The sequence below is a fragment of the Actinoalloteichus caeruleus DSM 43889 genome (assembly GCF_000429185.2).
In the GTDB taxonomy this organism is placed as follows: Bacteria; Actinomycetota; Actinomycetes; order Mycobacteriales; family Pseudonocardiaceae; genus Actinoalloteichus_B; species Actinoalloteichus_B caeruleus.
In genome coordinates this window covers 5845459-5870219 of sequence record NZ_AUBJ02000001.1, presented here as the reverse complement: position 1 = coordinate 5870219, position 24761 = coordinate 5845459, and the positions used below count along the sequence as shown (strand labels likewise).

26 protein-coding genes and 1 pseudogene are annotated in these 24761 nt (G+C 74.2%); 7 read left to right on the top strand and 20 right to left on the bottom strand.

Annotated features, from left to right (window positions below):
* The 7 genes from priA to G443_RS24010 form a co-directional block, all read right to left on the bottom strand.
* Positions 1–750, bottom strand: a complete 750-nt coding sequence (gene priA / locus G443_RS24040; RefSeq protein ID WP_026420057.1) for a bifunctional 1-(5-phosphoribosyl)-5-((5-phosphoribosylamino)methylideneamino)imidazole-4-carboxamide isomerase/phosphoribosylanthranilate isomerase PriA — start codon at positions 748–750, stop codon at positions 1–3.
* Between the two features lie 78 nt (positions 751–828).
* Positions 829–1038, bottom strand: a complete 210-nt coding sequence (locus G443_RS24035) for a hypothetical protein (RefSeq protein WP_026420056.1) — start codon at positions 1036–1038, stop codon at positions 829–831.
* Positions 1035–1664 (bottom strand): imidazole glycerol phosphate synthase subunit HisH, encoded by a 630-nt coding sequence (gene hisH, locus G443_RS24030; RefSeq protein ID WP_030225497.1) that lies wholly within the window; start codon positions 1662–1664, stop codon positions 1035–1037. The genes G443_RS24035 and hisH overlap by 4 nt, the downstream gene beginning before the upstream one ends.
* Before the next feature lie 480 nt (positions 1665–2144).
* On the bottom strand, positions 2145–2375 hold the full coding sequence (locus G443_RS24025) for a DUF397 domain-containing protein (protein WP_245588909.1): 231 nt from the start codon (positions 2373–2375) through the stop codon (positions 2145–2147).
* On the bottom strand, positions 2372–3235 hold the full coding sequence (locus G443_RS24020; protein WP_026420053.1) for a helix-turn-helix domain-containing protein: 864 nt from the start codon (positions 3233–3235) through the stop codon (positions 2372–2374). Before G443_RS24020 ends, G443_RS24025 begins: the two co-directional genes overlap by 4 nt.
* Before the next feature lie 116 nt (positions 3236–3351).
* Entirely contained in the window at positions 3352–4305 is a 954-nt protein-coding gene (locus tag G443_RS24015; RefSeq protein WP_211237584.1) for a transketolase family protein, read from the bottom strand.
* A complete protein-coding gene (locus G443_RS24010) occupies positions 4302–5072 on the bottom strand; it encodes a thiamine pyrophosphate-binding protein (protein WP_372493001.1) in 771 nt (256 codons plus the stop codon). Before G443_RS24010 ends, G443_RS24015 begins: the two co-directional genes overlap by 4 nt.
* A 52-nt stretch (positions 5073–5124) precedes the next feature.
* On the opposite strand from G443_RS24010, the gene soxR reads away from it, so the two are divergent.
* The gene (gene soxR, locus G443_RS24005; RefSeq protein WP_026420050.1) at positions 5125–5586 is read left to right on the top strand and encodes a redox-sensitive transcriptional activator SoxR; all 462 of its coding nucleotides are present in this window, start codon (positions 5125–5127) and stop codon (positions 5584–5586) included.
* 617 nt (positions 5587–6203) lie between these two features.
* Here soxR and G443_RS24000 read toward each other — a convergent pair.
* The 4 genes from G443_RS24000 to hisD all read right to left on the bottom strand — a co-directional run bounded on the left by G443_RS24000 (position 6204) and on the right by hisD (position 9545).
* On the bottom strand, positions 6204–6359 hold the full coding sequence (locus G443_RS24000) for a CG2302 family histidine operon protein (RefSeq protein WP_169731699.1): 156 nt from the start codon (positions 6357–6359) through the stop codon (positions 6204–6206).
* A 101-nt stretch (positions 6360–6460) separates the two neighbouring features.
* Positions 6461–7060, bottom strand: coding sequence for an imidazoleglycerol-phosphate dehydratase HisB (gene hisB / locus G443_RS23995; RefSeq protein WP_026420049.1), 600 nt, complete (start codon positions 7058–7060; stop codon positions 6461–6463).
* Positions 7057–8181 (bottom strand): histidinol-phosphate transaminase, encoded by a 1125-nt coding sequence (locus G443_RS23990; RefSeq protein WP_026420048.1) that lies wholly within the window; start codon positions 8179–8181, stop codon positions 7057–7059. The genes hisB and G443_RS23990 overlap by 4 nt, the downstream gene beginning before the upstream one ends.
* Positions 8182–8210: 29 nt before the next feature.
* Positions 8211–9545 (bottom strand): histidinol dehydrogenase, encoded by a 1335-nt coding sequence (gene hisD, locus G443_RS23985; RefSeq protein WP_026420047.1) that lies wholly within the window; start codon positions 9543–9545, stop codon positions 8211–8213.
* Between the two features lie 275 nt (positions 9546–9820).
* Here hisD and G443_RS23980 point away from each other — a divergent pair, with 275 nt between their 5' ends.
* Positions 9821–11137 (top strand): M14 family metallopeptidase, encoded by a 1317-nt coding sequence (locus tag G443_RS23980; RefSeq protein ID WP_081715626.1) that lies wholly within the window; start codon positions 9821–9823, stop codon positions 11135–11137.
* 192 nt (positions 11138–11329) lie between these two features.
* On the opposite strand, the gene G443_RS23975 is transcribed toward G443_RS23980, so the two are convergent.
* The 4 genes from G443_RS23975 to G443_RS23960 all read right to left on the bottom strand — a co-directional run bounded on the left by G443_RS23975 (position 11330) and on the right by G443_RS23960 (position 15789).
* Entirely contained in the window at positions 11330–12487 is a 1158-nt protein-coding gene (locus tag G443_RS23975) for an aminotransferase class V-fold PLP-dependent enzyme (RefSeq protein WP_245588908.1), read from the bottom strand.
* Positions 12488–12712: 225 nt separating this feature from the next.
* Positions 12713–13219, bottom strand: coding sequence for a barstar family protein (locus tag G443_RS23970; protein ID WP_051314231.1), 507 nt, complete (start codon positions 13217–13219; stop codon positions 12713–12715).
* Positions 13220–13340: 121 nt separating this feature from the next.
* Positions 13341–13991, bottom strand: a complete 651-nt coding sequence (locus G443_RS23965) for a ribonuclease domain-containing protein (protein ID WP_211237583.1) — start codon at positions 13989–13991, stop codon at positions 13341–13343.
* Positions 13992–14202: 211 nt separating this feature from the next.
* Positions 14203–15789 (bottom strand): ABC transporter substrate-binding protein, encoded by a 1587-nt coding sequence (locus G443_RS23960; RefSeq protein ID WP_026420044.1) that lies wholly within the window; start codon positions 15787–15789, stop codon positions 14203–14205.
* Between the two features lie 274 nt (positions 15790–16063).
* Between G443_RS23960 and G443_RS23955 the strand changes: the two genes are divergently transcribed.
* From G443_RS23955 to G443_RS25940, 4 genes and pseudogenes are all read left to right on the top strand, one after another.
* Positions 16064–16870: a carbon-nitrogen hydrolase family protein gene (locus G443_RS23955; protein WP_103056441.1), complete on the top strand. Its 807-nt coding sequence runs from the start codon at positions 16064–16066 to the stop codon at positions 16868–16870.
* A gap of 242 nt (positions 16871–17112) precedes the next feature.
* Positions 17113–17793, top strand: a complete 681-nt coding sequence (locus tag G443_RS23950) for an ABC transporter ATP-binding protein (RefSeq protein WP_081715624.1) — start codon at positions 17113–17115, stop codon at positions 17791–17793.
* Positions 17790–18704 carry a DUF6297 family protein gene (locus G443_RS23945; protein WP_372493000.1) on the top strand — a complete coding sequence of 305 codons (915 nt, stop codon included), beginning with the start codon at positions 17790–17792 and terminating at the stop codon, positions 18702–18704. The genes G443_RS23950 and G443_RS23945 overlap by 4 nt, the downstream gene beginning before the upstream one ends.
* A pseudogene (locus G443_RS25940) lies at positions 18596–19221 on the top strand (DUF6297 family protein). Before G443_RS23945 ends, G443_RS25940 begins: the two are co-directional and overlap by 109 nt.
* A 51-nt stretch (positions 19222–19272) precedes the next feature.
* Here the strand turns inward: G443_RS25940 and nadC are convergent.
* From nadC to nadA, 3 genes are all read right to left on the bottom strand, one after another.
* A complete protein-coding gene (gene nadC / locus G443_RS23935; protein WP_026420040.1) occupies positions 19273–20148 on the bottom strand; it encodes a carboxylating nicotinate-nucleotide diphosphorylase in 876 nt (291 codons plus the stop codon).
* Between the two features lie 107 nt (positions 20149–20255).
* Positions 20256–21893 (bottom strand): L-aspartate oxidase, encoded by a 1638-nt coding sequence (locus G443_RS23930; RefSeq protein WP_026420039.1) that lies wholly within the window; start codon positions 21891–21893, stop codon positions 20256–20258.
* Positions 21890–22906 (bottom strand): quinolinate synthase NadA, encoded by a 1017-nt coding sequence (gene nadA, locus G443_RS23925; RefSeq protein WP_026420038.1) that lies wholly within the window; start codon positions 22904–22906, stop codon positions 21890–21892. The genes G443_RS23930 and nadA overlap by 4 nt, the downstream gene beginning before the upstream one ends.
* Positions 22907–22993: 87 nt before the next feature.
* On the opposite strand from nadA, the gene G443_RS23920 reads away from it, so the two are divergent.
* A complete protein-coding gene (locus G443_RS23920; protein WP_081715623.1) occupies positions 22994–23698 on the top strand; it encodes an NUDIX hydrolase in 705 nt (234 codons plus the stop codon).
* A gap of 72 nt (positions 23699–23770) precedes the next feature.
* Here the strand turns inward: G443_RS23920 and G443_RS23915 are convergent, their stop codons facing one another.
* The gene (locus G443_RS23915; protein WP_051314230.1) at positions 23771–24385 is read right to left on the bottom strand and encodes a DUF2567 domain-containing protein; all 615 of its coding nucleotides are present in this window, start codon (positions 24383–24385) and stop codon (positions 23771–23773) included.
* A 114-nt stretch (positions 24386–24499) separates the two neighbouring features.
* Complete coding sequence (gene bsaP, locus G443_RS26010) at positions 24500–24721, bottom strand: biotin synthase auxiliary protein BsaP (protein ID WP_081715622.1); 222 nt, start codon at positions 24719–24721, stop codon at positions 24500–24502.
* Positions 24722–24761 lie beyond the last annotated feature (40 nt).

The following is a 24761-nucleotide window of genomic DNA, read 5'->3' as shown; positions in this document are numbered from 1 at the left end:
TCAGCCTCGGACGGCGGTGTCCCGGACCGCGGCCAGCGCCGCCGGGAGGGTGAACGCGCCGGAGTAGAGCGCCTTGCCCATGATCGCGCCCTCCACACCGAGGTCGGCGAGGCCGGCCAGGGCGGTCAGGTCCTCGATGCTGGCCACGCCACCGGAGGCGACGACCGGCGCCGGCGTCCGTTCGCAGACGGCGCGGAGCAGGTCCAGGTTGGGGCCGGTGAGGGTCCCGTCCCGGCCCACGTCGGTGACGACGTAGCGGGCGCAGCCGTCCCGGTCGAGGCGTTCCAGCGCCTCCCACAGGTCGCCGCCGTCGCTGGTCCAGCCCCGGGCGGCCACCCGGTGCCCGCGTTCGGTGATGCGCACGTCGAGGCCGACGGCGATGCGGTCGCCGTGCTCGGCGATGGCGCGGGCGCACCAGTCGGGGTTCTCCAGCGCAGCCGTTCCGAGGTTCACCCGTCGGCAGCCGGTGGCCAGGGCGGCGCGCAGCGAGGCGTCGTCCCGGATCCCGCCGGACAGTTCCACGTCGATGTCGAGGCGCCCCACGAGGTCCGCGAGGAGCTCGCGGTTCTCACCCCGTCCGAAGGCGGCGTCCAGATCCACCAGGTGCACCCACTCGGCTCCGTCGCGCTGCCAGGCGAGCGCGGCGTCGAGGGGGGAACCGTACGAGGTCTCGGTACCGGCCTCACCGCGCACGAGCCGGACGGCCTGGCCGTCCACCACGTCCACGGCGGGGAGCAAGGTGAAAGTCACCGGGCAACCTTAAGGCCTGACGCGCCGCCGACGCCGGAGCGGTTCCCCGTACCGGCGCGCTGGGCGGCACATCGTGGCTCAGCGGTCGCGGTCCCGGTTGCGGCCGAACACCACGGCGGCGGGGACCGCGATCACCAGCAACAGCACGGCCAGCGCCTCCCACAGCGAGAGCCCGAAGTTGACCAGCACGGCCTGGCCGACGCTCGCCGTCATCACGACGATCAACAGGAGCGCGACGAACCTGGACCCCCTCCCGGGCCGCACGGAGCGGTAGCGGCGCCCGGTCACCGGAGTTCCCGCAACCAGTTCCGGAGTAGGACCGCGCCCGCGTCCGCCGACTTCTCGGGGTGGAACTGCGTCGCCCACAGCGGACCGTCCTCCACGGCGGCCACGAAGTCCTCGCCGTGGTGCCCCCAGGTGACCAGCGGTCCCGCGCCGCCGGTTCCGTCCGGCTCCCAGGTGCGGACGGCGTAGGAGTGGACGAAGTAGAAGCGGGTCTCCGGGTCGAGGCCGGCGAAGAGCCGACTGCCCGCCGGCACGCGGACCGTGTTCCAGCCCATGTGGGGTAGGACATCCGCTTTCAGGCGCTCCACCTGACCCCGCCACCGGCCGAGCCCGTCGGCGGTGACCCCGTGCTCGACGCCGCGTTCGAAGAGGACCTGGAGGCCGACGCAGACCCCGAGGACGGGGCGCCCGTCGCGGAGGCGCCGGTCCACGATCTCGGCGCCGCCCACCTCGCGCAGCCCTCCCGCGCATGCGGCGAACGCGCCCACGCCCGGCACCACCAGGCCCTCCGCCTCGACGGCCGCGCGAGCGTCGGAGGTCACCGTCACCTCGGCGCCCGCTCGCTCCAACGCCCGCTCGACGGACCGGAGGTTGCCCGACCCGTAATCCAACACGACGACTGATGCCACGCGTCCAGGCTAAACCGTCGGGCCGGCGTGCCCACGGGCCGGAGTCGGGAGGAGGCGGGGTGTGACGGACGCCGCGCCGAGGGAGGTCGGCGGCGGCCATCGCCGGAGCGGGTCGGGCGCGAGTGGCCTCGGCGTCCCGTCCGCGTTCCGCCACCTCCCGCCCCGACCGGAGGGCCACACGCGGACGAGGCCCTGGTCAGCGGCCGGAGCGGCGGCGGCCCTGGCGGAACGCGGAAGGTGGGGACCACCTACCGGGGCTGATGCCCCGGGCCACCCCGCCTCGGGTGCTCCGCCTCGGGTGCTCCGCCCGTCCAGGGCGACCTCGGCCAGGCCCCGGACAGGTCACCACGCCCACTTGTTCACCGTGACGGCACCCGATCAGGGTCTCGGGACCCCGGATCCGTACCGCTCACGAAGCGTGCGGGTGCCTACCACCGATCCGAGTGAGATCCGCGCCACCGAGCTACCGCCAGCCGGCGCTCAGGGGGTGTCGTCGAACGAGCCCCGCCGCACGTTGCCCACGAAGCCCGACCACTGCGAGGAGGCGAAGACCAGTGCCGGCCCGCGCGGGTTCTTGGAGTCCCGCACCCCGGCTTCCCCGGAGACGAACCGCACCTCCACGCAGGAGGAGTTGCCCGCGCTCCGCGTCGACTTGAACCAGGAGGAGCGCGCCGACCGATCGTGACGAACGGGGGACACCCGACTGGTCACAGCAGCTCCTTGGCGATCAGGCGGATGAGGGCTAACGAGTCGGCCGCGCTCAGGGCCAGCGTGGCGGCCTGCGAGTACGCCAGATCGTACTCGCGGACCCTCATGTAGTGATCGATCAGGTCCGTGGAGGTGACGGTCTCCTGCCAGACCAGCGTGGGTAACCGCGAGCTGGCGAAGTCGAGCAGGTAGAAGGTCGATCCGCCCAGCGCGTGGTAGGCGTCCGCGGTGAAGGGCACGACCCGCAGGTCGAGGGTGTCCGGGCAGGACTCGATCATGTCGACGAGGTAGGTGAGCTGGTCGGCCAGCACCCGGGGGCCTCCGACGTGTTGGCGGAGGACGGCCTCGTTGATCACCGCCGTGTAGTGGATGGGTGTGGGGCCGGTGAGCCGCTGTTTGCGCTGCATCCGCGCCTCGACCCGCCGGTCGACCTCCGCGAGCCGGATGTTGGGGCCCCCTCCCCGGATCACCGCGCGGGCGTAGTCCTCGGTCTGGAGGAGACCGGGCACCAGGCCCCCGTCGTAGGCGCGGCAGCTCTCCGCGCCGTGCTCGTAGCCGAAGAACCGGAGGAGGTCGTCGCTGAACAGGGCCGAGTAGGAGTTCCACCACGGGCGTTGGTTGGCGTCGCGCCGCAGCGCCGCCAGTTCCTCGGCCTCGTCGCGGTGGAACTCGTAGATCTCGGTCAACGCGGCCAGCCGTTCCTCGGCGATCTTGGTCTTTCCCCGTTCGACCTCCGAGAGGTAGCCCTGGGTGCACCCGCTGCGCTTGGCCACCGCCTGCGCCGTGAGCCCCATCAGCTCCCGACGTTCACGAAGCCGAAGTCCCAGTTCCCAACTTGCGACGGTGGGTGAGGACGGCGCCATCACGGTTCCTTCCTTCGAACTGCCGTGCGAATTGCCGCCGCCCACACAACCCCATCGGTGTAGCAGTGGCAATCAACCTCTTGGGCGATAGCCACTAGTGATATTGGCTGACGCCGTCACGGTCGGAAGAACTCCCGGGCGGCCAGCCCGATGCTCGTCGCGTCCAAGCCGTGCGCCGCCCTGTGCTCCTCGGGTGTGCCGTACGCGCGCAACTCGGCGTCCCGGGACACGCCCAGCGACCGGACGCGGTGGGGCACGGCCTCGAGCGCCGAGCCCACCCGGTGCGCGGAGGTTCCCGCCAGGTAAGGCTCGACCAGCATGACGTCGGCGTGCCGGGCACGACCGACCGCCTCGGCCAGGCCGACCGCGTCGAAGGGCCGGACGGTCGGGGTGTAGAGCACGGTGACGTCGAGGTCCCCGACGCCCTCGATGACCTGGTCGAGCACGGGGCCTACCGCGAGCACCACCCCCCTGTCCGAGCCTGACCCGCCCCTGACCTGGTGGAATCCGGCGCCGACCGGCATCGGCGTGGAGTTGGTCTGACCGGACAACCGCACGTAGACGGGGCCGTCGGAGTCGAAGGCGTCCCGCAACAGCGCGGGGACCTCGTCGGGGTGGCCGGGGACGTGCACCCGCCACCCCGGCAGCGTGTCGAGCAGGGCCACGTCCCCGGGTGCCTGGTGGGTGCGTCCCTCGCTGCTGGCGTCGAAGGAGGCGCCGATGCTGACGAGCACCGCACCCACCCCCTGGTGACCGATGCTGATCTTGAGCTGTTCGAAGGGCCGTTCCACCAGGAACGGGGTGTAGGAGTGGACCACGGGGCGGAGACCGGTCAACGCGAGGCCGCCGGCCACCCCGACCATGGCCTGTTCACGAATCCCGACGTTGAGCACGCGGTCCGGCCAGCGGGCCGCCGCCGGGGCGAAACTGTCCGCGCTGATGTCGGCCAGCACCACGGCCAGCCGGTCGTCGGTGTCGAAGCGGGCGGTGGTCGTCTCGACGAACACGTCGCGCATGGTCCGGGTGGGCCGCTCGTCGATCTCGCTGCTGGTGGCGGGTCGGGTGCTCATCGGGTCTGCTCCTCCGTCGTCGTGGCCGTGCCCTGGTCCTGGCTCTCGGAAGCGTCGTCGTCGTACGGTTCGACCTGGGCGACGACCACCGAGGGCCGCCCGTTCGAGGGCCTGGTGAACGCCGCGTACAGCGCGTCGTGGTCCCGTCCGTCCACGGTGGCCCCGTTCCAGCCCTCCCGGGTGAACCGGTCCTCGATGCCGCCTGGCCAGCCGTACGAGGCGGAGTCGTTGTCCACGACCACCGTGGTCAGCTGCTCCAGCCCCAGTCGACCGGCGACCGCGATGGCCTCGTGGTTGCTGCCCTCGTCCAGCTCCGCGTCCCCGGTGAGGACCACGACGCGGGAGCCGATGCCCCGGGCGCGCAGTCCCAACGCGGTGCCGACGCCCAGGGGGAGCCCGTGACCCAGGGAGCCGCTGCCGATCTCCACCCCCGGGAGCAGCATCCGGTCGGGGTGGTGGCCGAGGGGGGAGCCGAAGGACGCCCAGTCCGGGAACTGGTCGGCGTCGAGGAACCCCTTGGCCGCGAGCACCGCGTAGTAGGACATCGGACCGTGCCCTTTGGAGAGCAGGAAGCGGTCGCGCCCCTCGTCGTCGATCCGCTCGGGGCTGACGTCGAGGATCCGGTCGTAGAGGACCCAGAGGACGTCCAGGGTGGAGGAGGACGCGGAGTGGTGCTTCTCGTCGCCGGTCATCCGGCGGACGAGGGCTGGCAGGTCCGCGTACCCCCACCGCGTGGTGGTGGGGGTGGTGGGGTTCTTCATCATCATGACCCCAGCCTGATACCTCGACATTGGTTTAGGTCAAGGGTTAGGCTGTCCCATGCCCGCGAGCAGCCCCACCCTCAGCATCGGCGAGATCGCCCACCGCAGCGGAGTCCCCCACAGCGCCCTGCGCTTCTACGAGGACCGCGGCCTGATCTCCTCCCACCGCACCAGCGGGAACCAGCGCCGCTACGAGCGGTCCGTCCTGCGCCGGCTCGCCTTCATCCGTTCCGCGCAGCGGGTCGGTCTGAGCCTGGAGGACATCCAGGCGGCGCTCACCACCCTTCCGGAAGGGCGCACCCCGACCAAGGCGGACTGGGCGCGGCTCTCCCGGCAGTGGCGGTCCGAACTCGACACCCGCATCGACGGGATGGTGCGGCTGCGGGACCGCCTCGACTCGTGCATCGGCTGCGGCTGCCTCTCGCTGGCCACCTGCGGGCTGCACAACCCGGACGACGAGCTGGCCGCGCAGGGCCCGGGAGCCCCCATGCTGCGACCGTCACGCGAGGGTGGCCGCTGATCCACGAAAGGACGCCGACCAGCCGGGACGCGGCGGAGGTGGGTCGTGCGGCCGGGGTGGCGGGGCGGACCGCGCGGAACATCGACCCCGGCGGGATCCCGCGCGTCCTGGCCCACGCACTCCGGCGCGACCCGGGAACGCTGGGGGTCTCCCCGGGCGCCGCGGGGTGGGTGTCGGTCGAGCCCCGGCTCGCGGGGCTTGCGGGACGAGGGCACCGGATCGACCGGCGCCCTGGACCGGGTTGGTCGGCGAGAACGACCGGAAGCGCTTCGCCGACGACGGGTCCGGCTCGTGGATGCGGGCGAGCCAGGGGCCCCCGGTGCCCCTCGACCCCGGCCTCACCTCCGCCACCCCCCACCGACGTCGTTCCACGGCACGACGGCGAAGTCCCCTGCCTCGATCCGCCGGGAGGGGCTACGCCCGGTGCGGGGCCACGCCGTGCGTCTCCCCTGACGAGGCGACGGCCGGGGCCGTCCGCACCGCGGGGGCGCACCCGTCGTGCTCGTCGTGGACGCCGGAGGCATGACCCGGGGCAGGCACGTGTTCCACCTCAGCGCCAACGGCGGGTGGCTGGTCTGCCGGTCACCACCCTGCCGTCGGCGACCAGGTGGCTGGGCTCAGCCCGTCCAGAGCACCGCTCCCGCGGCGGCGAGCACCGCGCCGACCAGGAGGACCACCACGCCCGCCCGGCTGGTCCGGCGCAGCGACCAGGCCCCTCCCAACAGGAAACCCGCCACCCCGAGCAGCACGATCGACACCCAGGTGAACTCCACGCGGAACCCTTTCTCGTCGTGACACGTCGTCAGCCGGCGCCCGCGCCGGGGCGGACCGTGGTAGCGGCGCGGGGCTCCCCCCGCGCCGTACCGGTGCTCGGTCAGAGGGCGCCCTTGGTGGAGGGCACTCCCCGCAGCCGCTCGTCCGGCTCGACGGCGGCCCGCAGCGCCCTGGCCACCGCCTTGAACTGGGCCTCGGTGATGTGGTGCGGATCCCGACCGTGGATCACCCGCACGTGGAGCGCGATCTGGGCGTGGAAGGCCAACGAGTCGAAGACGTGCCGGTTGAGCACGAAGGGGTAGTTCCCACCAATGGTGAAGGTGTTGTAGGTCTCCGGCTCACCGGTGTGCACGCAGTACGGCCGGCCGGACAGGTCGACGGCCGCGTGCGCCAGGGTCTCGTCCATCGGGATCCAGGCGTCCCCGAAGCGGCGGACCCCCTTCTTGTCGCCCCACGCCTCCCGGAGCGCCTGCCCCAGCACGATCGCGATGTCCTCGACGGTGTGGTGCGCGTCGATCTCGGTGTCACCGCTGGCCCGCACCCGGAGGTCGAAGGCCGCGTGGGTCCCGAGCGCGGTCAGCATGTGGTCGTAGAAGGGCACGCCGGTGTCGATCTCGACCTTCCCGGCGCCGTCGAGGTCGACCTCCACGTCGACCGAGGATTCCCTGGTGGTGCGTTCCACCCGCGCGATGCGGTTCACCGCTGGTCCTTCCCGTCTGCGGCCCCCTCGGCGAGACCCCTGCTCGCGGCGAGGAAGGCGTCGTTCTCCTCGGCCGTGCCCACGGTCACCCGCAGGTGCCCCGGGATGCCGACGTCACGAACGAGCACACCGTAGTCGAGGTAGGCGCGCCAGGCCGCGCCCGCGTCGGGGAAACGGCCGAACAGCAGGAAGTTGGCGTCGGAGTCCACCACGTCGAACCCGAGCGCCCCGAGCCCGTCGGCGACGCGGTGCCGTTCCTCGACGAGGGTCCGCACCGACTTCAGCGTCGCGTCGGCGTGGCGGAGCGCGGCGCTGGCGGCGGCCTGGGTCAGGACGGACAGGTGGTAGGGGAGCCGGACGAGCAGCAACGCGTCGACGACCGCCGGGGCGGCGGCGAGGTAGCCGAGACGCCCCCCGGCGAAGGCGAACGCCTTGCTCATCGTCCGGCTGACCACCAACCGGTCCGGGTACTCGTCGATCAACGACACCGCGCTGGGGGCGGAGGAGAACTCGGCGTAGGCCTCGTCGACGACGACGATCCCGGTGGCGGCGTCCAGCACGGTGCGCAGGTCGGCCAGCGGCACCGACTGCCCCGTCGGGTTGTTGGGGCTGGTGACGAACACGACGTCGGGCCGCCGGGAGCGCACGGTCTCCGCCGCGGCGGCCGTGTCCAGCGAGAAGTCGGCGCGCCGGGGCGCGGCGACCCATTCGGTGCGGGTGCCGGCGGCGATGATGGGGTGCATCGAGTAGGACGGCTCGAAGCCCAACGCCGTCCTGCCGGGGCCGCCGAAGGCCTGCATCAGCTGCTGGAGGATCTCGTTGGAGCCGTTGGCCGCCCACACGTTGCGGGCGTCCAGCGGGGTGGAGGTCGCCCGGGAGAGGTAGGCCGCCAGGTCGGCGCGCAGCGCCACGGCGTCCCGGTCCGGGTAGCGGTGCAGCTCGGCGGCGGCCCGGCCCACCGCCGCGGTGACGTCCGCCACCAGCTCGGCGGGCGGCGGGAAGGGGTTCTCGTTGGTGTTCAGCCGGACGGGCACGTCGAGCTGCGGTGCCCCGTAGGGGCTGCGGCCGCGCAGGTCGGGGCGGAGCGGCAGGGCGTCCAACCCGACACGGGCACCGGGCACGGCGGAAGCGGGCGGCTCGGGGGTGCTGCTCAACTGGAAGCTCCAGACTCGGGACGGAAACGCGCGGTGACGGCCTGCCCGTGGGCTGGCAGGTCCTCGGCCTCGGCCAGGGCGACCACGACGTCGGCGACGTCCCGGAGCGCCTGCTCGGAGTAGTCCACGACGTGGATGCCCCGGAGGAAGCTCTGCACGGACAGGCCGCCGGAGTGGCGGGCGCAGCCGCCGGTGGGCAGCACGTGGTTGGATCCGGCGCAGTAGTCGCCCAGCGAGACGGGGCTGTGGGCTCCGACGAACACCGCTCCGGCGTTGCGCACCCGGGCGGCCACCGCCCCGGCGTCCTCGGTCTGGATCTCCAGGTGCTCGGCGGCGTAGGCGTCGACCACCCGCAGCCCGTCGGTCAGGTCGGCGACCAGCACGCAGCCGGACTGGGCGCCCGACAGCGCCGTCCGGACCCGCTCGCTGTGCCGGGTGGCCGGGACCCGGCGCGCCAGTTCGGCGTCCACGGCGTCGGCGAGGTCGGACGAGGTGGTCACCAGCACGCTGGCGGCCAGCTCGTCGTGCTCGGCCTGGCTGATGAGGTCGGCGGCGACGTGGACCGGGTCGGCGGTGTGGTCGGCGAGCACGGCGATCTCGGTCGGACCGGCCTCGGCGTCGATGCCGACCAGCCCGCGCAGTTCCCGCTTGGCGGCGGTCACGTAGATGTTGCCCGGCCCGGTGACCAGGTCGACGGGGACCAGGTCCTCCCCCGTGGTGTCCTGCCCCCCGTAGGCGAGCAGGGCGATCGCCTGCGCGCCCCCGACCGCCCAGACCTCGGTGACGCCGAGCAGCTGGCAGGCGGCCAGGATGGTGGGGTGCGGCAGCCCGCCGAAGTCGGCCTGGGCCGGCGAGCACACCACCAGCGAGTCCACGCCGGCCTGCTGGGCGGGTACGACGTTCATGACCACGCTCGACGGGTAGACGGCGTTGCCCCCGGGGACGTAGAGGCCGACCCTGGCCACCGGGACCCACCGTTCGGTCACCGTGCCGCCGGGCACGACCTGGGTGGTCACGTCCCGCCGGCGTTGGGCGGCGTGCACCCGGGTGGCGCGGGAGATGCTCTCCACCAGCGCGGACCGCACCCCGGGTTCGAGGTCCCGCTCGGCGTCGGCGAGGGCCTGGGCCGGGACGCGGACGCGGGCCGGGCGCACACCGTCGAAGCGCTCGGTGAGGTCGAGCGCCGCCGAGACCCCGTACCGCCGGACCTCCTCGACGAGCGGGCGCACCCGATGCAGCACCGTGTCCACGTCTACCTCGGCGCGCGGCAGCACCGCGCGCAACTCGGCGGCGGACGGGACGCGGTCCCGCAGGTCTGTTCGGGTGAGCATCGGGTTCCTCGCACTCGTCGTTCCGTCGCGGCGCTCCGGGTCCCGCGCACGGGGCTGCGGGTGGGCTCGCGGCCGTCCGGGCAGGTCCAGGCCCCGCCGGCCGCGTCCCGGCCGGAACGCCCCCCAAGGGTAGATGGCGGGACGCGGCCACGAACGGGGCTCTCCGGTCACAGCTGTTGACAGTGAACGGAACCGGGAGCGGTTCCCTGCTTGTGGACCGCCGGCCAGGTGGAGAACCATCAGGGGATCACGCTCCGCGATCACCCGGAGGCAGGATGTTCCCGACCACACGCACCCTTCGCCGGTCCGCCGCGGTTCTCGCGGCCGGCTGCTGCCTCGCGCTACTCGCGCCGATCAGCGCGACGGGCATCGCCCGACCCGCCGTTCCGGCGTCCACGTCCCTACAGGAGACCCAGCAGGAGGTCCGACCCGGGAGTGGGGCGTCCCCCCACCGGGTCGAGGGCACGGGCGAGGCCCGGGACCGGACCGCCGTGAGCCGCACCGGCGTCGACATCCTCGCGGTGGAGGGCGACGCGCTGACGGTGCTGGCCACCCCGGACCAGCTGGCCGAGGTGGAACGGCTCGGTTTCCCCACGGCACCGCTGGCCCCGCGCACGGAGGACGTCCCGAGCGATCCGCTGGCGTTTCCCCCCAACCACCAGGGCTACCACGACTTCGCCGAGGTGACCTCGGAGCTGCGGCGAACGGTGAGCGAGCACCCGGACATCGCGAGGATGTCGAGCATCGGCGCCTCCCACGAGGGGCGTGACCTCTGGTTGCTCAGCATCGGCACCCCCGGCCCCGACGTCCCCGAGGTGCTCTTCACCTGCTCCCAGCACGCCAGGGAACACCTGACCACCGAGATGTGCCTGCGCATCGTCGAACGGTTCACCGACGGCTACGGGACCGACCCGGACATCACCAGGGTCGTGGACGGCCGCGTGATCCACGTCGTCCCGGTGGTCAACCCCGACGGCAAGGAGTACGACATCGCCACCGGGCAGTTCCGGAGCTGGCGGAAGAACCGCCAGGGGCAGGGCACCGACCTCAACCGCAACTGGGGACACCAGTGGGGGTGCTGCGGCGGCTCCAGCGGAAGCCCCGGCAGCAGCACCTACCGGGGGGCGGCGGCGTTCTCCGCGCCCGAGACCGCCAGGGTGCGGGACTTCGTGGCGTCCCGGGTCGTCGGCGGTGAGCAGCGGATCACGGCCCACATCGACTGGCACACCTACTCGGAGCTGGTGCTGTGGCCCTACGGCTACACCTACGCCGAGACCGGCCCCGGGCTCACCGCGCGGGACGCGAGGGTGTTCGCCACCCTGGGCAGGCAGCTGGCGGCCACCAACGGGTACACGCCCATGCAGGCCAGCGGGCTGTACATCACCGACGGGAGCATCGACGACTGGATGTGGGCGGCCCACGGGATCTGGAGCTACACCTTCGAGATGTACCCGAGGGGGGCCGGCGGCGGCGGCTTCTACCCGCCGGACTCGGTCATCGAGCGGGAGACCGCCCGCAACGACGAGGCGGTGGACCTGCTGCTCTCCTACGCGGACTGCGTGCCCAGGGTGATCGGGGAGACCTGTTCCTGAGCGGGGTCCGGTCGCGAGCGGGCGGGTCCGGTTCCGAGCGGGCGGGCCCGCCCCGCGGCCGCCCGTCAGAGCTGGTCATACCGCGCCCTGGATGGCCGACACCCCGGGGCACGCCCCGCGTCCGGCGGCTCGCACGGTGGCGGACGGCCCGACCAGGCGAGCAGCACCGGACTCCCCGTCCGGTGGCACCGGTCAGCGGGCCAGCCTGTCCACCTCGGCGACGGCGGTGGCCACCTGGTCCGGCGAGACGAAGTAGTGGGCGGAGGCCCGGACCAGGTCGGGAAGGGACCTGCGGGTGGCGTCCAACAGGGTCGAGTTCGGCGGGCTCACCGTGACCGCGACCCGCTGGTCCCACAGCGCGTCCCGCACCTGACCGGCGGGGCGGCCCTCGACGGTGAAGGTGACGATGCCGCCCGGATCCGGGCCCAGGTCCCAGAGGCGCACGCCGGGGAGGGCGGCCAGGCCGGCGCGGAGGCGGGCCGCGCGGTCGGCCACCTCGCTGGCGATGGCCTCCATCCCGAGATCCCACGCGTAGTCCAGCGCGGCGATCAGCCCGAGCCGGTTGGCCACCCCGAACTCGAACCGCTCGAACACCCGGGCGTCGGTCCGCATCCGGTACCGCCCGGGCGCTGTCCACTGGGCGGCGGTGTGGTCGACGAGCCGAGGGCGAAGCCGGGGCAGGACCTCCTCCCGGACCACGAGCAGGCCGGTCCCCCTGGGGGCTCGCAGCCACTTGCGGCCGGTGGCGCTGAGCAGGTCCACACCGAGGGCGTCCACGTCGACGGGACGCTGTCCGACGGTCTGGCAGGCGTCCAGCAGCACCAGCGCGCCCACCTGGTGCGCGGCCAGCGCGGCCTCCCGCACCGGGTTGACCAGGCCGCCGTTGGTCGGCATGTGCACCAGCGACACGAGGCGGACCCGTTCGTCGAGCATCCGGCGCAGCGCGGCGAGGTCGAGCCGCCCGTCCTCGGCCGACGGAACGGTCTCGACGGAGATGCCCGTCTCGTCCCGCCGCCGGAGGAGTTCGACCGCGTTGGTCCCGTACTCGGCCTCGCTGATCAGCACCCGGTCGCCGGGCACGAGGGGTACCGCGTCGAGCGCGGTCAACCAGGCCTGGGCGGCACTGCCGAGGAAGGCGACCTCGGTGGGCCGGCACCCCAGCAGCCGGGCCGCGCTGTGGTAGCCGCGTTCGAGGTCGTCGGTGCGCTCGCCGGCGGCCCGGTAGCCGCCGATCTCGGCCTCCCGGCGGAGGTGGCCGGTGACCGTGTCGAGGACCACGGAGGGTGGCAGGGAGGAGCCCGCGCTGTCCAGGAACACCAGGTCCTCACAGGCCGGGGTGTCGGCTCGCACCCGGTTCAGCTCCACTTTTCCCCCTCGGTGCGGTGACAGACCTCGTCGCAGCCTAACCGGGTCACACTTTTGGGGGAAGGCGGTGCGGCTCCGGCCTCGGGACCAGGGTCGAGACCCCGGGAACGGCGCGGCGGCTGGGCGCCGGGACGCCGCTCCGGCCTCGCCTCGGCCCACGGGTGGGAACGCCCACCCGCGCCAGCCGGCACCCCCGGAGCGCCACCTCTCTCAGGCCCGGCCGGGGGCCGCCGTCCGCAGCCGGTCGCGGAGGTCCCCGGCCTCGTCGGTGGAGGTCCGGAAGAGCACGCGCAGTCCGGCTCCGCCCGGTTCCGGTCCGGTCGACCCCGCCACCGCGTCCAACACCCGGATGAAGGTCGTCAGCTCGGTGACGGGTTCGGCCACCAGGAGGTTCTCCGCGTGCCGCACGGTGATCTCCTCACGGGACCCCGGGCCCCCCTCCCGAACGCCGATTCCGGCGCCACCGGTGAGGAGGTCGGACAGGCACTCGTCGAAGGCGTCCCAGTTGCGGCCGAAGTAGTCGGGGAACCCCAGCGCCCTGGCCCACTCGTCGAAGAGCTGCGCCCTGGTGGCGCAGTGGCGACCGTCGACGGTCCAGCGACCGGGACTCGCTCCGCCGCCCTCGCCACCCCGGCTCGCGGTCGTGATCTCGTCGTCCAGGGCCAGTTCCGCCCATCGGTGTCCGGGGAGTACGGGCGCGTCCAGTGGCTCGGTCATGGTGGGGGTGTCCTCGGGCGCTGGGGCTGGCCGGGTGGGCCCGGCCGGCGCGGTGGGGGGTTGTCGTCCTGCCACCCGCGGAGCGGGTGGGCGGGCCGTGGCCGGGTCGGCACGGCCGTCGTCATCCGCAACCACCGGAGATCAGCCGGAAGGACTCGTAGTGGTCGGCGGTGTACCAGACCTCGTGGGTGTCGCGGTCCCGGACCAGCCGCTCGGCGTCCCGGCGCTCACCCGGCGGGCGCGGGTTGACGTCGTACTCCCGGTAGGACCCGTCGAGCGGCAGGTCCTCCCCGTAGTTGTGGTACTGGTTCCCGCCCCGGATGACGAGTCCGCCGCCCGCCGGGTGGTCCACCGCCTGGTCGTTGACCGGCCAGCTCAGGTCCGCCCAGGTCCCGCACGCCCGCCCCACCTGGTCCGGGAACTCGTCGACGGGCAGCGGCGGTCCCACGAGGTCGGCCGGGGTACCGCTGGTCGAGCGGGTGTCCTCGACCAGCGGCGCGGGAGGTGCGCAGGCGGCGGCCGCCGTCAACGCGGCGAGGAGGAAGGCGGTGATCGGCCCTGGCGGTCGGGTGCGGGCGCCGCCTCGCCGGCCCCGCCGGGGTGACGGTCCCGCTTCCCGGCCGGGGGGCGCGCCGCGGTCCCGGACGAGGGGGTGCCGAGTTCTCGAGGCGGGATCGCCCACGACGTGGTCCCGGGTGCGGTCCTTGCTCCACATGCCGCTCACCTGCCTGCCTCCGAGCCGCTGGGGTGGTTCTCCGTCGGGCGCGCTCACCGTCGTCCTCGTTCGACCACGGTAGGTGTGTTGATCACGGGGAGGAAGACGTTCACCCCCGAGCCCCCTGATCAGGTGAGGCGCGGACCGGGAGCCAAGGCTCCCTCGGCGGAACGTCACCTGCCGCCCCGCGCACCGGGCCCGGGCGCCAGCGGGTCCACGTGGACCGGTGCGTCCTCCCGCCCACCGCGCACCCGTCCCCCGGGGGCGCTCAGTTCCGGGACCAGTCCTCCAGGTTCCACCAGGGCCCCCAGGTCATCCCGTGGCCGCGAGGCTCGGTGACCCGCTGGTACCCGGCCCACCCCGGGCCCAGGAGGTAGCTGTGGCGGGGGAAGACCAGGTACACCAGCCCCGGCTCGGCCACGTAGGCCCGTTGCGCGGCCCGGTAGTGGGCGGTGCGCTCCGCCTGGTCGAGGCCGAGGCGGGCGGCGTCGAGCGAGGCGTCGACCTGGGGGTTGTCGTAGCGGCCCAGGTTGGCCTCGGCGACCGAGGAGGAGTGCAGCGACGGGTAGCCCTGGAGGTCGGGGTCCAGCGGGTTCCCGTGGCTGACCACCACGGCGTCCCTCCCGGCCCGGGGGAGGATGTCCTCCCAGGGCAGCCCCTCGACCCCCACCTCCACGCCGATGCTCGCCGCCCCCTCCGCGAAGGCGGCGGCGAGCTCGGCGCTCAGCGGGTCGTCGTCCGGGTGCAGCAGGGTGAAGCGCGCGGGGGTGCCCTCCCGGGTGCGGACCTCCTCGCCGTCGTCGAGGTCCCAGCCCTCGTTCTCCAGCATCCGGCGGGCCTGCGGGGCGTCGAGGACGAAGGACGCCTCGGGGTCGACGAACTCCGGGAGGGTGGGCGGGAACGGGGTGTGCGCCGGCTGTCCGTGCCCACCGAGGACGTCGGCCACCATGCCGGCGCGGTCGACGGCCAGGTTCAACGCGAGGCGGATGGCCGGGTCCCCGGCGACCGGGTGACCGGAGGGCAGCGTCACGGCCCGGAACTCCCCGCTGTCGTGGTGGACGACCTCCAGCTCGGTCTGTTCCGGGAGGTCCCTGGCCTCCCACGGGTGCAGCACCGCCCCGTCGAGCTCCCGGTCCCCCATCCCCCGGACCCTCTCCTCGAACCCCAGGCCGAAGACGACGGTCACCTGGTCGATCTCGGGTGCGCCGTCCCAGTAGTCCTCGTTGGCCTCCCACACCATCCGCTCGCCCTGGATCCACTCGACGAGCCGGTAGGGGCCTGTCCCGACGGGTTGGGTGTTCAGGGGTGAGTCGACGAGGGGGCCGGCGGCCACGTCCTCGCTGGGGACGATGCCCAGCACCAACAGGTCGGGGAAGGACGCGTGGGGGTGGCGCAGGTCGAACTGGACGGTGTGGTCGTCGAGCTCGGTGACCGACTCGACCACGTCGAGACCGGCGGCCACCAGGGACCCGCTGGCCGGGTCGATCGCGGCCCGGTAGGTCGCGACGACGTCCTCCGCGCCGAGGGGGGAACCGTCGTGGAAGGTGACGTCCTCGCGGAGGCGCACCGTCCAGGTGGTCCCGTCCGTGGAGGGTTCGGGTTCCTCCAGGGCCAGGGCGGGGCGCGTGACCCGTTCCGCGTCGTGGGTGAGCAGGCCGTCGTAGAACTTGCCCTTGCCCTGTTCGGCGTAGCCCAGCAACGGGTGGAGGGTGGCCGGTTCGGCGATCTCGGCCAACACGATCGAGTCGCCGGCCCGCACCTCGTCGGTCCGCTCGGAGGTCGGCGTGGTGCACCCGGCGGAGAACGCGACGGCGGACAGGGCGAGGAAGGCCACGGGCCTGCGGCGGACGAACACCCACCAACTCTAGGAACCGGCGTCCCACGACCGGCACGCGGAGTGCCCGGCGGGGTGCGAGCGCGGTCCACCGGCGGTTCCGCTCCGGTCGGCCCGCACACCCGACGGACCGCCGGACCGTCCGCCGCGTTCCCCGGCTGGCGCGGGCGGAGGCGTTCGGTTCCCCCGGGCGTGGCCTTCCTCGCCCGCCCGATCGGTCCAACCGGCGCGGTGGACGCGGGGTGGGGCAGGATCGGAGTGTCCGATCACGACGATGGCTACGGCGAGGTGGATGATGGCAGGCTCGTTGCGGGTGGCTCTCTGCCAGCTCAGCACGACACCGGATCCCGCGAGCAACCTGGAGCTGGTCCGGCACGGCGCGGCGGAGGCGGCCGCCGCCGGCGCCCAGGTCGTCGTGTTCCCGGAGGCGACGATGGCGTGCTTCGGGATCCCGTTGCGCCCCCTCGCCGAGGGCCTGGAGGGGCCGTGGGCGACGGAGGTCCGCCGGATCGCGGCCCAGTACGAGCTGCTCGTGGTCGCCGGCATGTTCACCCCGGCCCCGAACGACCGGGTCACCAACACCCTGCTGGTCACCGGGCGGGGGGTGGACACCTACTACGACAAGATCCACCTGTACGACGCGTTCGGCTTCCAGGAGTCGGCGACCGTGGCCTCGGGGGATCGGCTGGTCAGCGTCGAGGTCGAGGGCATGCGGTTGGGTTTCGCCACCTGCTACGACCTGCGCTTCCCCGCGTTGTTCACCCGGTTGGCGGCGGAGGGGGCGGAGGCGGTGGTGGTGCCCGCGTCCTGGGGCGCCGGGCCGGGCAAGCTGCGGCAGTGGGAGCTCCTGGTGCGGGCCCGCGCGCTCGACTCGACCAGCTGGGTGCTGGCCTGCGGCCAGGCCCTTCCCGATGGCGCGGACGTCGAGCAGGCCGGGGGACGGGCGCCCACCGGGGTGGGGCACAGCATGGTGGTCGACCCGTTGGGCACCGTGCGGGTCGCGGCGGGCTCCGCTCCCGAGGTGGTGCTCGCCGGCATCGACTCGGCACGGGTCGCCGCTGCCCGGGACTCGGTGCCGGTGTTGGCCAACCAGCGGCTCTGACGACCGCGACGACCAGTGCGCGGGTCGCCGTGCTGGGCACCGGCTCCGACCTGGGCGCGGGAGCGGGCGCGTGCCGCTCCCACCCGGGCCGGGCTCGTGGCTCGGACGGCCTCGGGGCGTTCGACGGGCGGCTCGTCCTGACAGGACGGTGCCAGCCCAGGACGGGGATCGGGGCGGAACCGGGGCGACGCACCGGCCGTTGTCGGGGGGATGCCCACCGCCTCCGGAGAGCAGGTCCTCGCATGCACCGTCCACCGTCGACCTCGTCGTCGCCGGCCCCCACCCTCCCGGAACGCCGGGGGACGGCGTTGCTGGAGTTCCGGGGGCTGACGGTGCGCTTCGGTGACCACGTCGTCCTGGACCGCCTCGACCTCGCCCTCGAGGCGGGTCGGGCGGTGGCGGTGGTCGGACCGAACGGCGCGGGCAAGTCGACGGCGTTGCGCTGTGCCGTGGGCGCGGAGGCGCCGACCTCGGGAGAGGTGCTGTTCGACGGGGCTCCGCTCGACGAGACCTCGCCCGCCTTCCGCGCCTCGGTCGCCGCCGCCCTGGACGACGCGGCCTCCTTCCCTGACCTCTCCGTCGTGGAGCACCTGCTGGTGGTGGCCTGGGCACACGGGGTCGACGACCCGGCGGTGGTCAACGCCGCCGTCGTGGACTGTGGACTGCGGTCCGTGCGGGACAACCTCCCCGCGACGCTGTCGAGCGGGCAGGCGCGGCGGCTGGCCCTGGCCTCCTGCCTCGTCCGGCCACGGCGCGCGCTGGTCCTCGACGAGCCCGAGCAGCGGCTGGACGAGAGTGGGCACGACTGGTTGCGGGAGAGGCTCCTCGCGGAGAAGGCGGCCGGGACGGCGGTGCTCTTCGCGTCCCACCACTCCGCCCTGGTCGACGCGGTGGCGGACGACGTCGTCACGGTCGCTCCGTGACCGCGGTCCGGCGCGCCGGTGGGCCGGGCACGACGGTCCCGGCGGTGGGTTCCCCACCTCCCACGGCGCGTGCGCTGCGGGCCCGGTTGCGCGCGGCGCGGCGGGAGCGGGGTGGGCGTGGGGCGATGGGTCGGGTGGGGGACCTCTCCTCGCCGGTCCTGGTCGCTCTGGTGGTGGCCGGTGCCCTGGTCAGCTTCGTCTCCGCCGTGGCAGGGGGGCCGGCGGTGCCGGCGCCCGAGGAGCTGGCGTCGCTGCGCTGGTTGGTGCTGGTGGGCGCGGTCGCCGCCTGGGCGGGGGTGGTCCGTTCCCTGCTGACCATCGGACCTGTGGTCGTCGGCGCGACGAAGCGGTTCTGGCTGTTGGGCGCGCCGGTGAGCCGCCGGGGCTTCCTGGCTCCGACGATGGTCGCCCTGTCATCCGGGATCGCGGCGCTGGGCGGGCTCGTCGGGGTGGTGCTGGCCGCGTTGGCGTCCCTGCGCGGCCCGGACGTCCTGCTCGCCGGTGCCGCCGGGGTGGCCGGTGGTGCGCTGGCGGTGGCGGTCGCGGTGCTGGGCCAATCGGTTCCGGACGGGCCGCGTCGGCTGCGGTGGGCCGTGGACGGGGTGCTGGCCGCCTGCGTGGTGGGCGGGGTGGTCCTCGCCGCACCGGCGGGGTGGATGGTCACCCTGCCCGCGCCCTCGTCGGCCTGGGTGGTCGTCTTGGGTGTGGTGGCGGTGGCCGCCTCGCTCGCCTCGTGGGTTCGGCTGGCCCGGGTGGGCGGGCCACCCTCACCGCTGGTGCCGACCTCGCGGGCACCGCGTCCGTGGCGGTGTGGTGGCTGGACCTCTCGGTGCTCTCGTCGGCTCTCGACGAGAAGGCGATGCGACGCCGGGGCCGGGTTCGGTCGCGGCGGCTGCGGGGGACGCGGGTGACGGTGTCGCTCCGCGCCGACTGCCTCCGCCTGCTGCGTCGGCCGGCGCGGGGTGTGGTGTGGGCGGTCCTGCTGCTCGTGCCCTACGCGGTGGCGGGCGTGGCGCTGCCCGAGGCGACGGTCGCGGTGGTCCAGGCGCTGGGCGCGGCGCTGGCCACCGACCGGCTCGCCGGGGGCTGCGGACGGTGGCGCGTTCGCCCGGTCTGCGGCGGGCGTTGGGCGGCACCGATCGCCACTTGCTGCTCGCCCATCTGGTGGTGCCGGGTGTGGGCGCGCTGCTGTGGGTGCTGTTGACGGCTCCCGCCCTGCCGTCCTCGACGTGGTGGTGTTCGGCGGTGTCGGTGCTCGGCGCGGTGCTGGTCACCTACCGGCTCGCCACCCGCCCCCCGCTGTCCTACGACCTGACGCTCTACGACACCGGGCTCGGACCGATGCCGCTGAACCTGATCCGCGAACTGTCGCGGGGGCCGCTGCTGCTGGTGCTGGTGGTCGTCGCCCAACTGGCCATCGTCGGTTGAGGACCGACGGCCACCTGGTCGCGGGCGAGCGGATGGCGGGTGGGCACGGGGTCAGTCCAGGTCCAGCCCCAGGTCCAGCGCCGGAGCGGAGTGGGTGAGCGCCCCCACCGCGAGGTAGTCGACGCCGGTGGCCGCGTAGGAGGCGGCGACCGCCAGTGTGAGCCCGCCGGAGGCCTCCAACCGGGTGCCGCTGGCTCCGGCGGCGTCCCGGCGGCGCACCGCCTCGGCGCACTGCTCGACGGTGAAGTTGTCCAGCAACACCTCGTCGGCGCGCGCGGCGAGCACCGCGTCCAGCTCCTCCAGCGTGGTCACCTCGACCTCGCACGGGAGGTCGGGGGCGTGTTCCCGCACGGCGGCGAGCGCGTGGGTGACCGAGCCCGCCGCCACGACGTGGTTGTCCTTGATCAGGACCGCGTCCCCCAGTCCCATCCGGTGGTTCGAGCCCCCGCCGCACCGCACCGCGTACTTCTGCGCCGAACGCAGCCCCGGCAGGGTCTTGCGGCTGTCCCGGATGACGCAGCCCGTGCCGGCCACCGCGTCCACCCAGGCGGCGGTGGCGGTGGCGATGCCGGAGAGGTGGCAGAGCAGGTTGAGCGCGGTCCGTTCGACGGTGAGCAGCCCCCGCACCGGTCCGCGTAGCCGCATCGCTGGCTGCCCGGCCACGACGCGGTCACCGTCGGAGAGCGCCTCCACCACCTCGTACCCCCGGGGGCCGAGGTGGAGGTCGCAGACGGCCCGGACCAGGGGGAGCCCGGCGAGCACCCCCGGCGATCTCGGCGCGATGTCGGCCACGGCCCACTGGTCGGCGGGGACGGTCGCCTCGGTGGTGACGTCCGGCCCGTACCGCAGGTCCTCGCGCAGGGCGGTGGCGATCAGCGTCGCGATCTCCGAGGGGTCCAGCCCGGCGGTGGTGAGGGCGGTGGCCACGGAGTCGGACAGGGCGGGGGCGGCTGGGGCAGTGCTCACGATCGCACCTTCCTCGTGCGGGTGGCCCCGGGGGGGCTCGGGGCGGGGGCCGGTGGCGGCGCGGCGGTTCACGCGGCGGCTCCGAGGGCGGGTGCGTCCACGGCGATGGGCTCGCCGAACACGTCGAGCCGGAACGCCGTGGACCGCCTCCAGACCTCGTCCTCGCGTCCGGGGTGGTCCAGGCGTTGGTGGCAACCCCGGGACTCGGTGCGGTGTGCGGCGGCGGCGAGCAGGGTCCTCGCCACCAGGGTGAGGGCGGCGTCCTCGGCGAGCCGCCGGGTGGACAGCGGGCGGGACACCGAGCGGGCCTCGAGCTCGGCGTGGGCCGTGGCCAGTCCCGCCGCGTCCCGGCCGAGACCGGCGTGCCGGGTCATCACCCGCTGCACGACGTCCCGGTCGCAGATGCCGCTGGCGGGCAGGGGTGCCCGGTCCACGGCGCAGGGGCCGCCGACCAGGCCGGCGTCGAGGTCACCGGCGACCGCCTCGGCGGCGAGTCGTCCCGTGACCAGCCCTTCGAGCAGGCTGTTGGAGGCCAGCCGGTTCGCGCCGTGCAGTCCGGTCCTCGCGGTCTCCCCCGCCGCGTAGAGGCCGGGGACGCTGGTGCGCCCGTGCACCGTGGCGAGGACACCGCCGCAGGAGAAGTGCGCGGCCGGAGCGACCGGGATGGGCTCAACCTCGGGGTCGATGCCCGCGCGGCGGCAGGCGGCGCTGACGGTGGGGAACCGGCGGGCGAAGGCGCCGCCGGCGAGGTGGGTGGCGTCGAGGAAGACGTGGTCGTCCACGCCGCCGGGCGCGGCGGCCAGGTGGGCGCCGATCGCCCGGGACACGACGTCCCGGGGGGCCAGGTCACCCAACGGGTGCACGCCCGCCATCACCCGGGCTCCGGTGGCGTCCACGAGGACCGCTCCCTCGCCTCGGACCGCCTCGGTCACCAGCGGTCGGCTGCCGGTCGCGTCGGCCGAGGTGTAGAGCACGGTGGGGTGGAACTGCACGAACTCCAGGTCGGCGACCTTCGCTCCGGCGCGCAGGGCGAGCGCGATCCCGTCGGCGGTGGCCACCGCCGGGTTGGTGGTGGCGCGGTAGAGCTGGCCGAGGCCCCCGGTGGCCAGCAGGACGGCGGGGGCGCGGACCACGCCGGGCACGCCGTCGGCGTCGAGCACCGTCAGGCCGGCGACACCGCCCGACCGGCCCCGCAGCACCTCGACCGCGGTGTGGCCGGTGAGGAGGGCCGGACCGCCGCGGGCGGCGGACAGCAGGGCGCGTTCGACCTCGGCCCCGGTGGCGTCCCCGCCGGCGTGGACGACCCGGAACGCGGTGTGGCCCCCCTCCCGCGTGCGGTCGAGCCGCCCGTCGGCGCCCCGGTCGAAGACAGCTCCCAGGTCCCGCAGGTCGGTGACGGCGGCGGGGCCGGCGCGGACGACCGCGTCCACGGTGCCGGGATCGCAGAGCCCCACCCCGGCGGTGAGGGTGTCGGCGATGTGCCGTTCGGGGGTGTCGTCGTCGGGGCCGTCGGGGAGGACGACCGCCACGCCGCCCTGGGCCCAGGCGGTGCCGCCCTCGGACGGTTCGCCCTTGCTGATGACCAGCACTCGGAGCCCGAGGCTGGTGGCGCGCAGCGCCGAGGTCAGTCCGGCCACGCCGGATCCGACGACCACGAGGTCCGCGCTGGCCTCCCAGCGCGGTGTGCCCTGGTCGCCGGTGTTCATTCCCCGCCGCCGGGCTGCCCGATGGCGATCATCCTCCGGACCGCGTCCCGGCCGCGTTCCGCGGTCTCCTGGTCCACGGTGACCTCGTCGAGGCCCTCGCGCAGGCAGCGGAGCAACGCGGCTGGCGTGATCATCTTCATGTAGCGGCAGGACGCCCTGTCGTTCACCGCGCGGAAGTCGATCTCCGGAGCGGCCCGGCGGAGCTGGTGCAGCATGCCGACCTCGGTGGCCACCAGCACGGAGCTGGCGTTGGTGGACCGGGCCGCGGTGAGCATGTCGCCGGTGGAGAGGATCTTGACCTGGTCGGCGGGGACGGCTCCCTCACCGGCCAGGTAGAGCGCGGAGGTCGCGCAGCCGCACTCGGGGTGGATGAAGAGGTCGGCGTCCGGGTTGGCCGCGGCCTTCTCCGCCAGCTCGGGGCCGTTGATGCCGGCGTGGACGTGGCACTCGCCGGCCCAGATGTGCAGGTTCTCCCGGCCGGTGACCCGCTTGACGTGGGCGCCCAGGAACTGGTCCGGGCAGAAGAGCACCTCGCGGTCCTCGGGGATGGAACGCACCACGTCCACCGCGTTGGAGGAGGTGCAGCAGACGTCGGTCTCGGCCTTCACCGCCGCGGTGGTGTTGACGTAGGAGACGACCACCGCCCCGGGGTGCTGGGCCTTCCACTCCCGCAACTGCTCGGCGGTGATGGAGTCGGCGAGTGAGCACCCGGCCCGCTCGTCGGGGATCAGCACGGTCTTCTCCGGGCTGAGGATCTTCGCCGTCTCGGCCATGAAGTGCACACCGCAGAAGACGATGGTGGACGCCGTGCTGCTGGCGGCGATCCTGCTCAGCGCCAGCGAGTCTCCCGTGTGGTGCGCGACGTCCTGGATCTCCGGGAGCTGGTAGTTGTGCGCCAGCAGCACCGCGTCGCGCTCCTCGGCGAGGCGCAGCACCTCCTCCCGCCACGCGGCGTCGGGGGTCACGCCGCCGTAGGGGGTCAGGTCCAGGTCGGTCGTGGTGGTCGCAACCATCTTGTCCTCCTCGAGGGAACCGGAGGTGGGTCACCACCCGCCGGTTTTCGCCCTCCGATCGAAAACTGGGTGGATACTATCAACCAGGTGAGTCAGACCGGTCACGAGGTGTTGGCGGCGGTGCTCGGAGTCCGGGGCCGCGACCGCGAGAAGTCCCTGCGGGTACTGCTCTGGCGGCGCGGCAGGCCGCCGCAAGCCGGCAGATGGGCGCTGCCCGGCGGGCAGTTGGGCGCCACCGAGGACGTGGAGTCCTCCATCCGGCGTCAGCTCGCCGAGAAGGTCGACGTGCGACAGCTCACACACGTCGAGCAGCTCTCGGTGTTCAGCGCCCCCGAACGGGTCCCGGGGCGACGGGTGGTCGCCACCGCCTTCCTCGGCCTGGTCCCCTGCGACGTCGACCCGGAGATCCCCGACGACACCGAGTGGTTCCCGGTCTCCGCGCTGCCCGAGACCGCCTTCGACCACGGGTCGATCGTGTTGCGCGCGCGCGACCGGCTCCGCGCCAAGCTGTCCTACACCAACCTCGGGTTCGCCCTGGCTCAGCCGCAGTTCACCATGTCCGCCCTGCGCCGCGTCTACTCCGCCGCGCTGGGTTACCGGGTCTCGGCCACCAACCTGCAACGGGTCCTGTCCCGACGCGGCCTGCTCGAACCGACCGGCGGCACCGCCCCGTCCGGCCCCAGCGGAGGACGGCCGGCGGCGCTGTTCCGGTTCACCGGCTCGGGGCTGCGGGTCACCGATCCGTTCGCCGTGCTCCGACCCCCGAGCGGGGAGGACGTCCGCTCCTGCTGAGCGCCCGCCGCGGGGGGTCGGACGGCACCGTCCCGCCCCCGGCGAAGGCCAGCCGGGCGCCCGCCGCCGGTGTCAGCCCCGCCGTCGACCCAGGTCGTCGGTCCCCGACCAGGCGACAGCCATGCCGTAGCTCAGTGCCGCTCCGAGCGGTTGCGCGACCAGGGCGAGGGCGGTCGTGAGTTCCGGAGGGCGCACCAGCGTGGCCCCGGCCGACACCGTGTCCGCCAGGGGGAACCGGCTCATGGCGAACGACGTGCCGATCCGGTTGGCCAACCAGGCCGCGGCCAGGCAGCCGAGGACGACGGCGACGAGGACGACCGGTCCCCGCCGGCTGCGCCACGACCAGGCCGCGAAGCCGGTGACCACGCCCGCTCCCAGGCCGAGGAGGACGAACAGCGCCAGGGCGTCGAACCGGTGGTAGCTCTCGGCGGGCAGGCTCGCCAGGCGCCCGTCGGCGAGCACCCGCAGCCGCACCGGGGGCGCCAGGGCGGACCACAACCACCCCAGGGGAAGGCCGGTGAGCGCGACCAGGGACAGCAGGTTCAGCGCGGGCAGCAGGTCGGGCCGCACCAACGGCGGGCGGGGGCGCCGCGCCGGCATCGCCACGACGTGCCCGGCACCTGGTGGCGGGACGGCCGGGAGGTGTGCTGGTCCGACATCTCCGGTGCTGCGCGGTTGCCGCGACACCCGCACCTCCGCTCTCTCGGTGGGTTCCGGCCGCCGCGCGGTTCACCCTGGTCGGTCCCGGGGCCGGGCGCCGTGGGCGACGCCGCTCCCGGGCGGTGAGTGTCCCAGGACGCCTCAACCGACCGGCGGGGTGGGTGCGTCGGCCTCCACCCCCAGGCTGCCGTGCCGGCCGCACCGGGCACTCCACCCGGCCGGGGTCACCTGCACCACCATGCGCCGGGCGCAGGAAGGACAGTACCGGGGAGGGTCGGTGCCGCGCCGACGAACACAGACCGCCCGGTCCGGGCAGGCCCCGTCCGGCCGGCCGCACCACCCGCAGTAGCCCGTGCCGTCCACGTCCCCCTCCTCCCACCCCCGGGTGCGTCGAGTCCGAAAC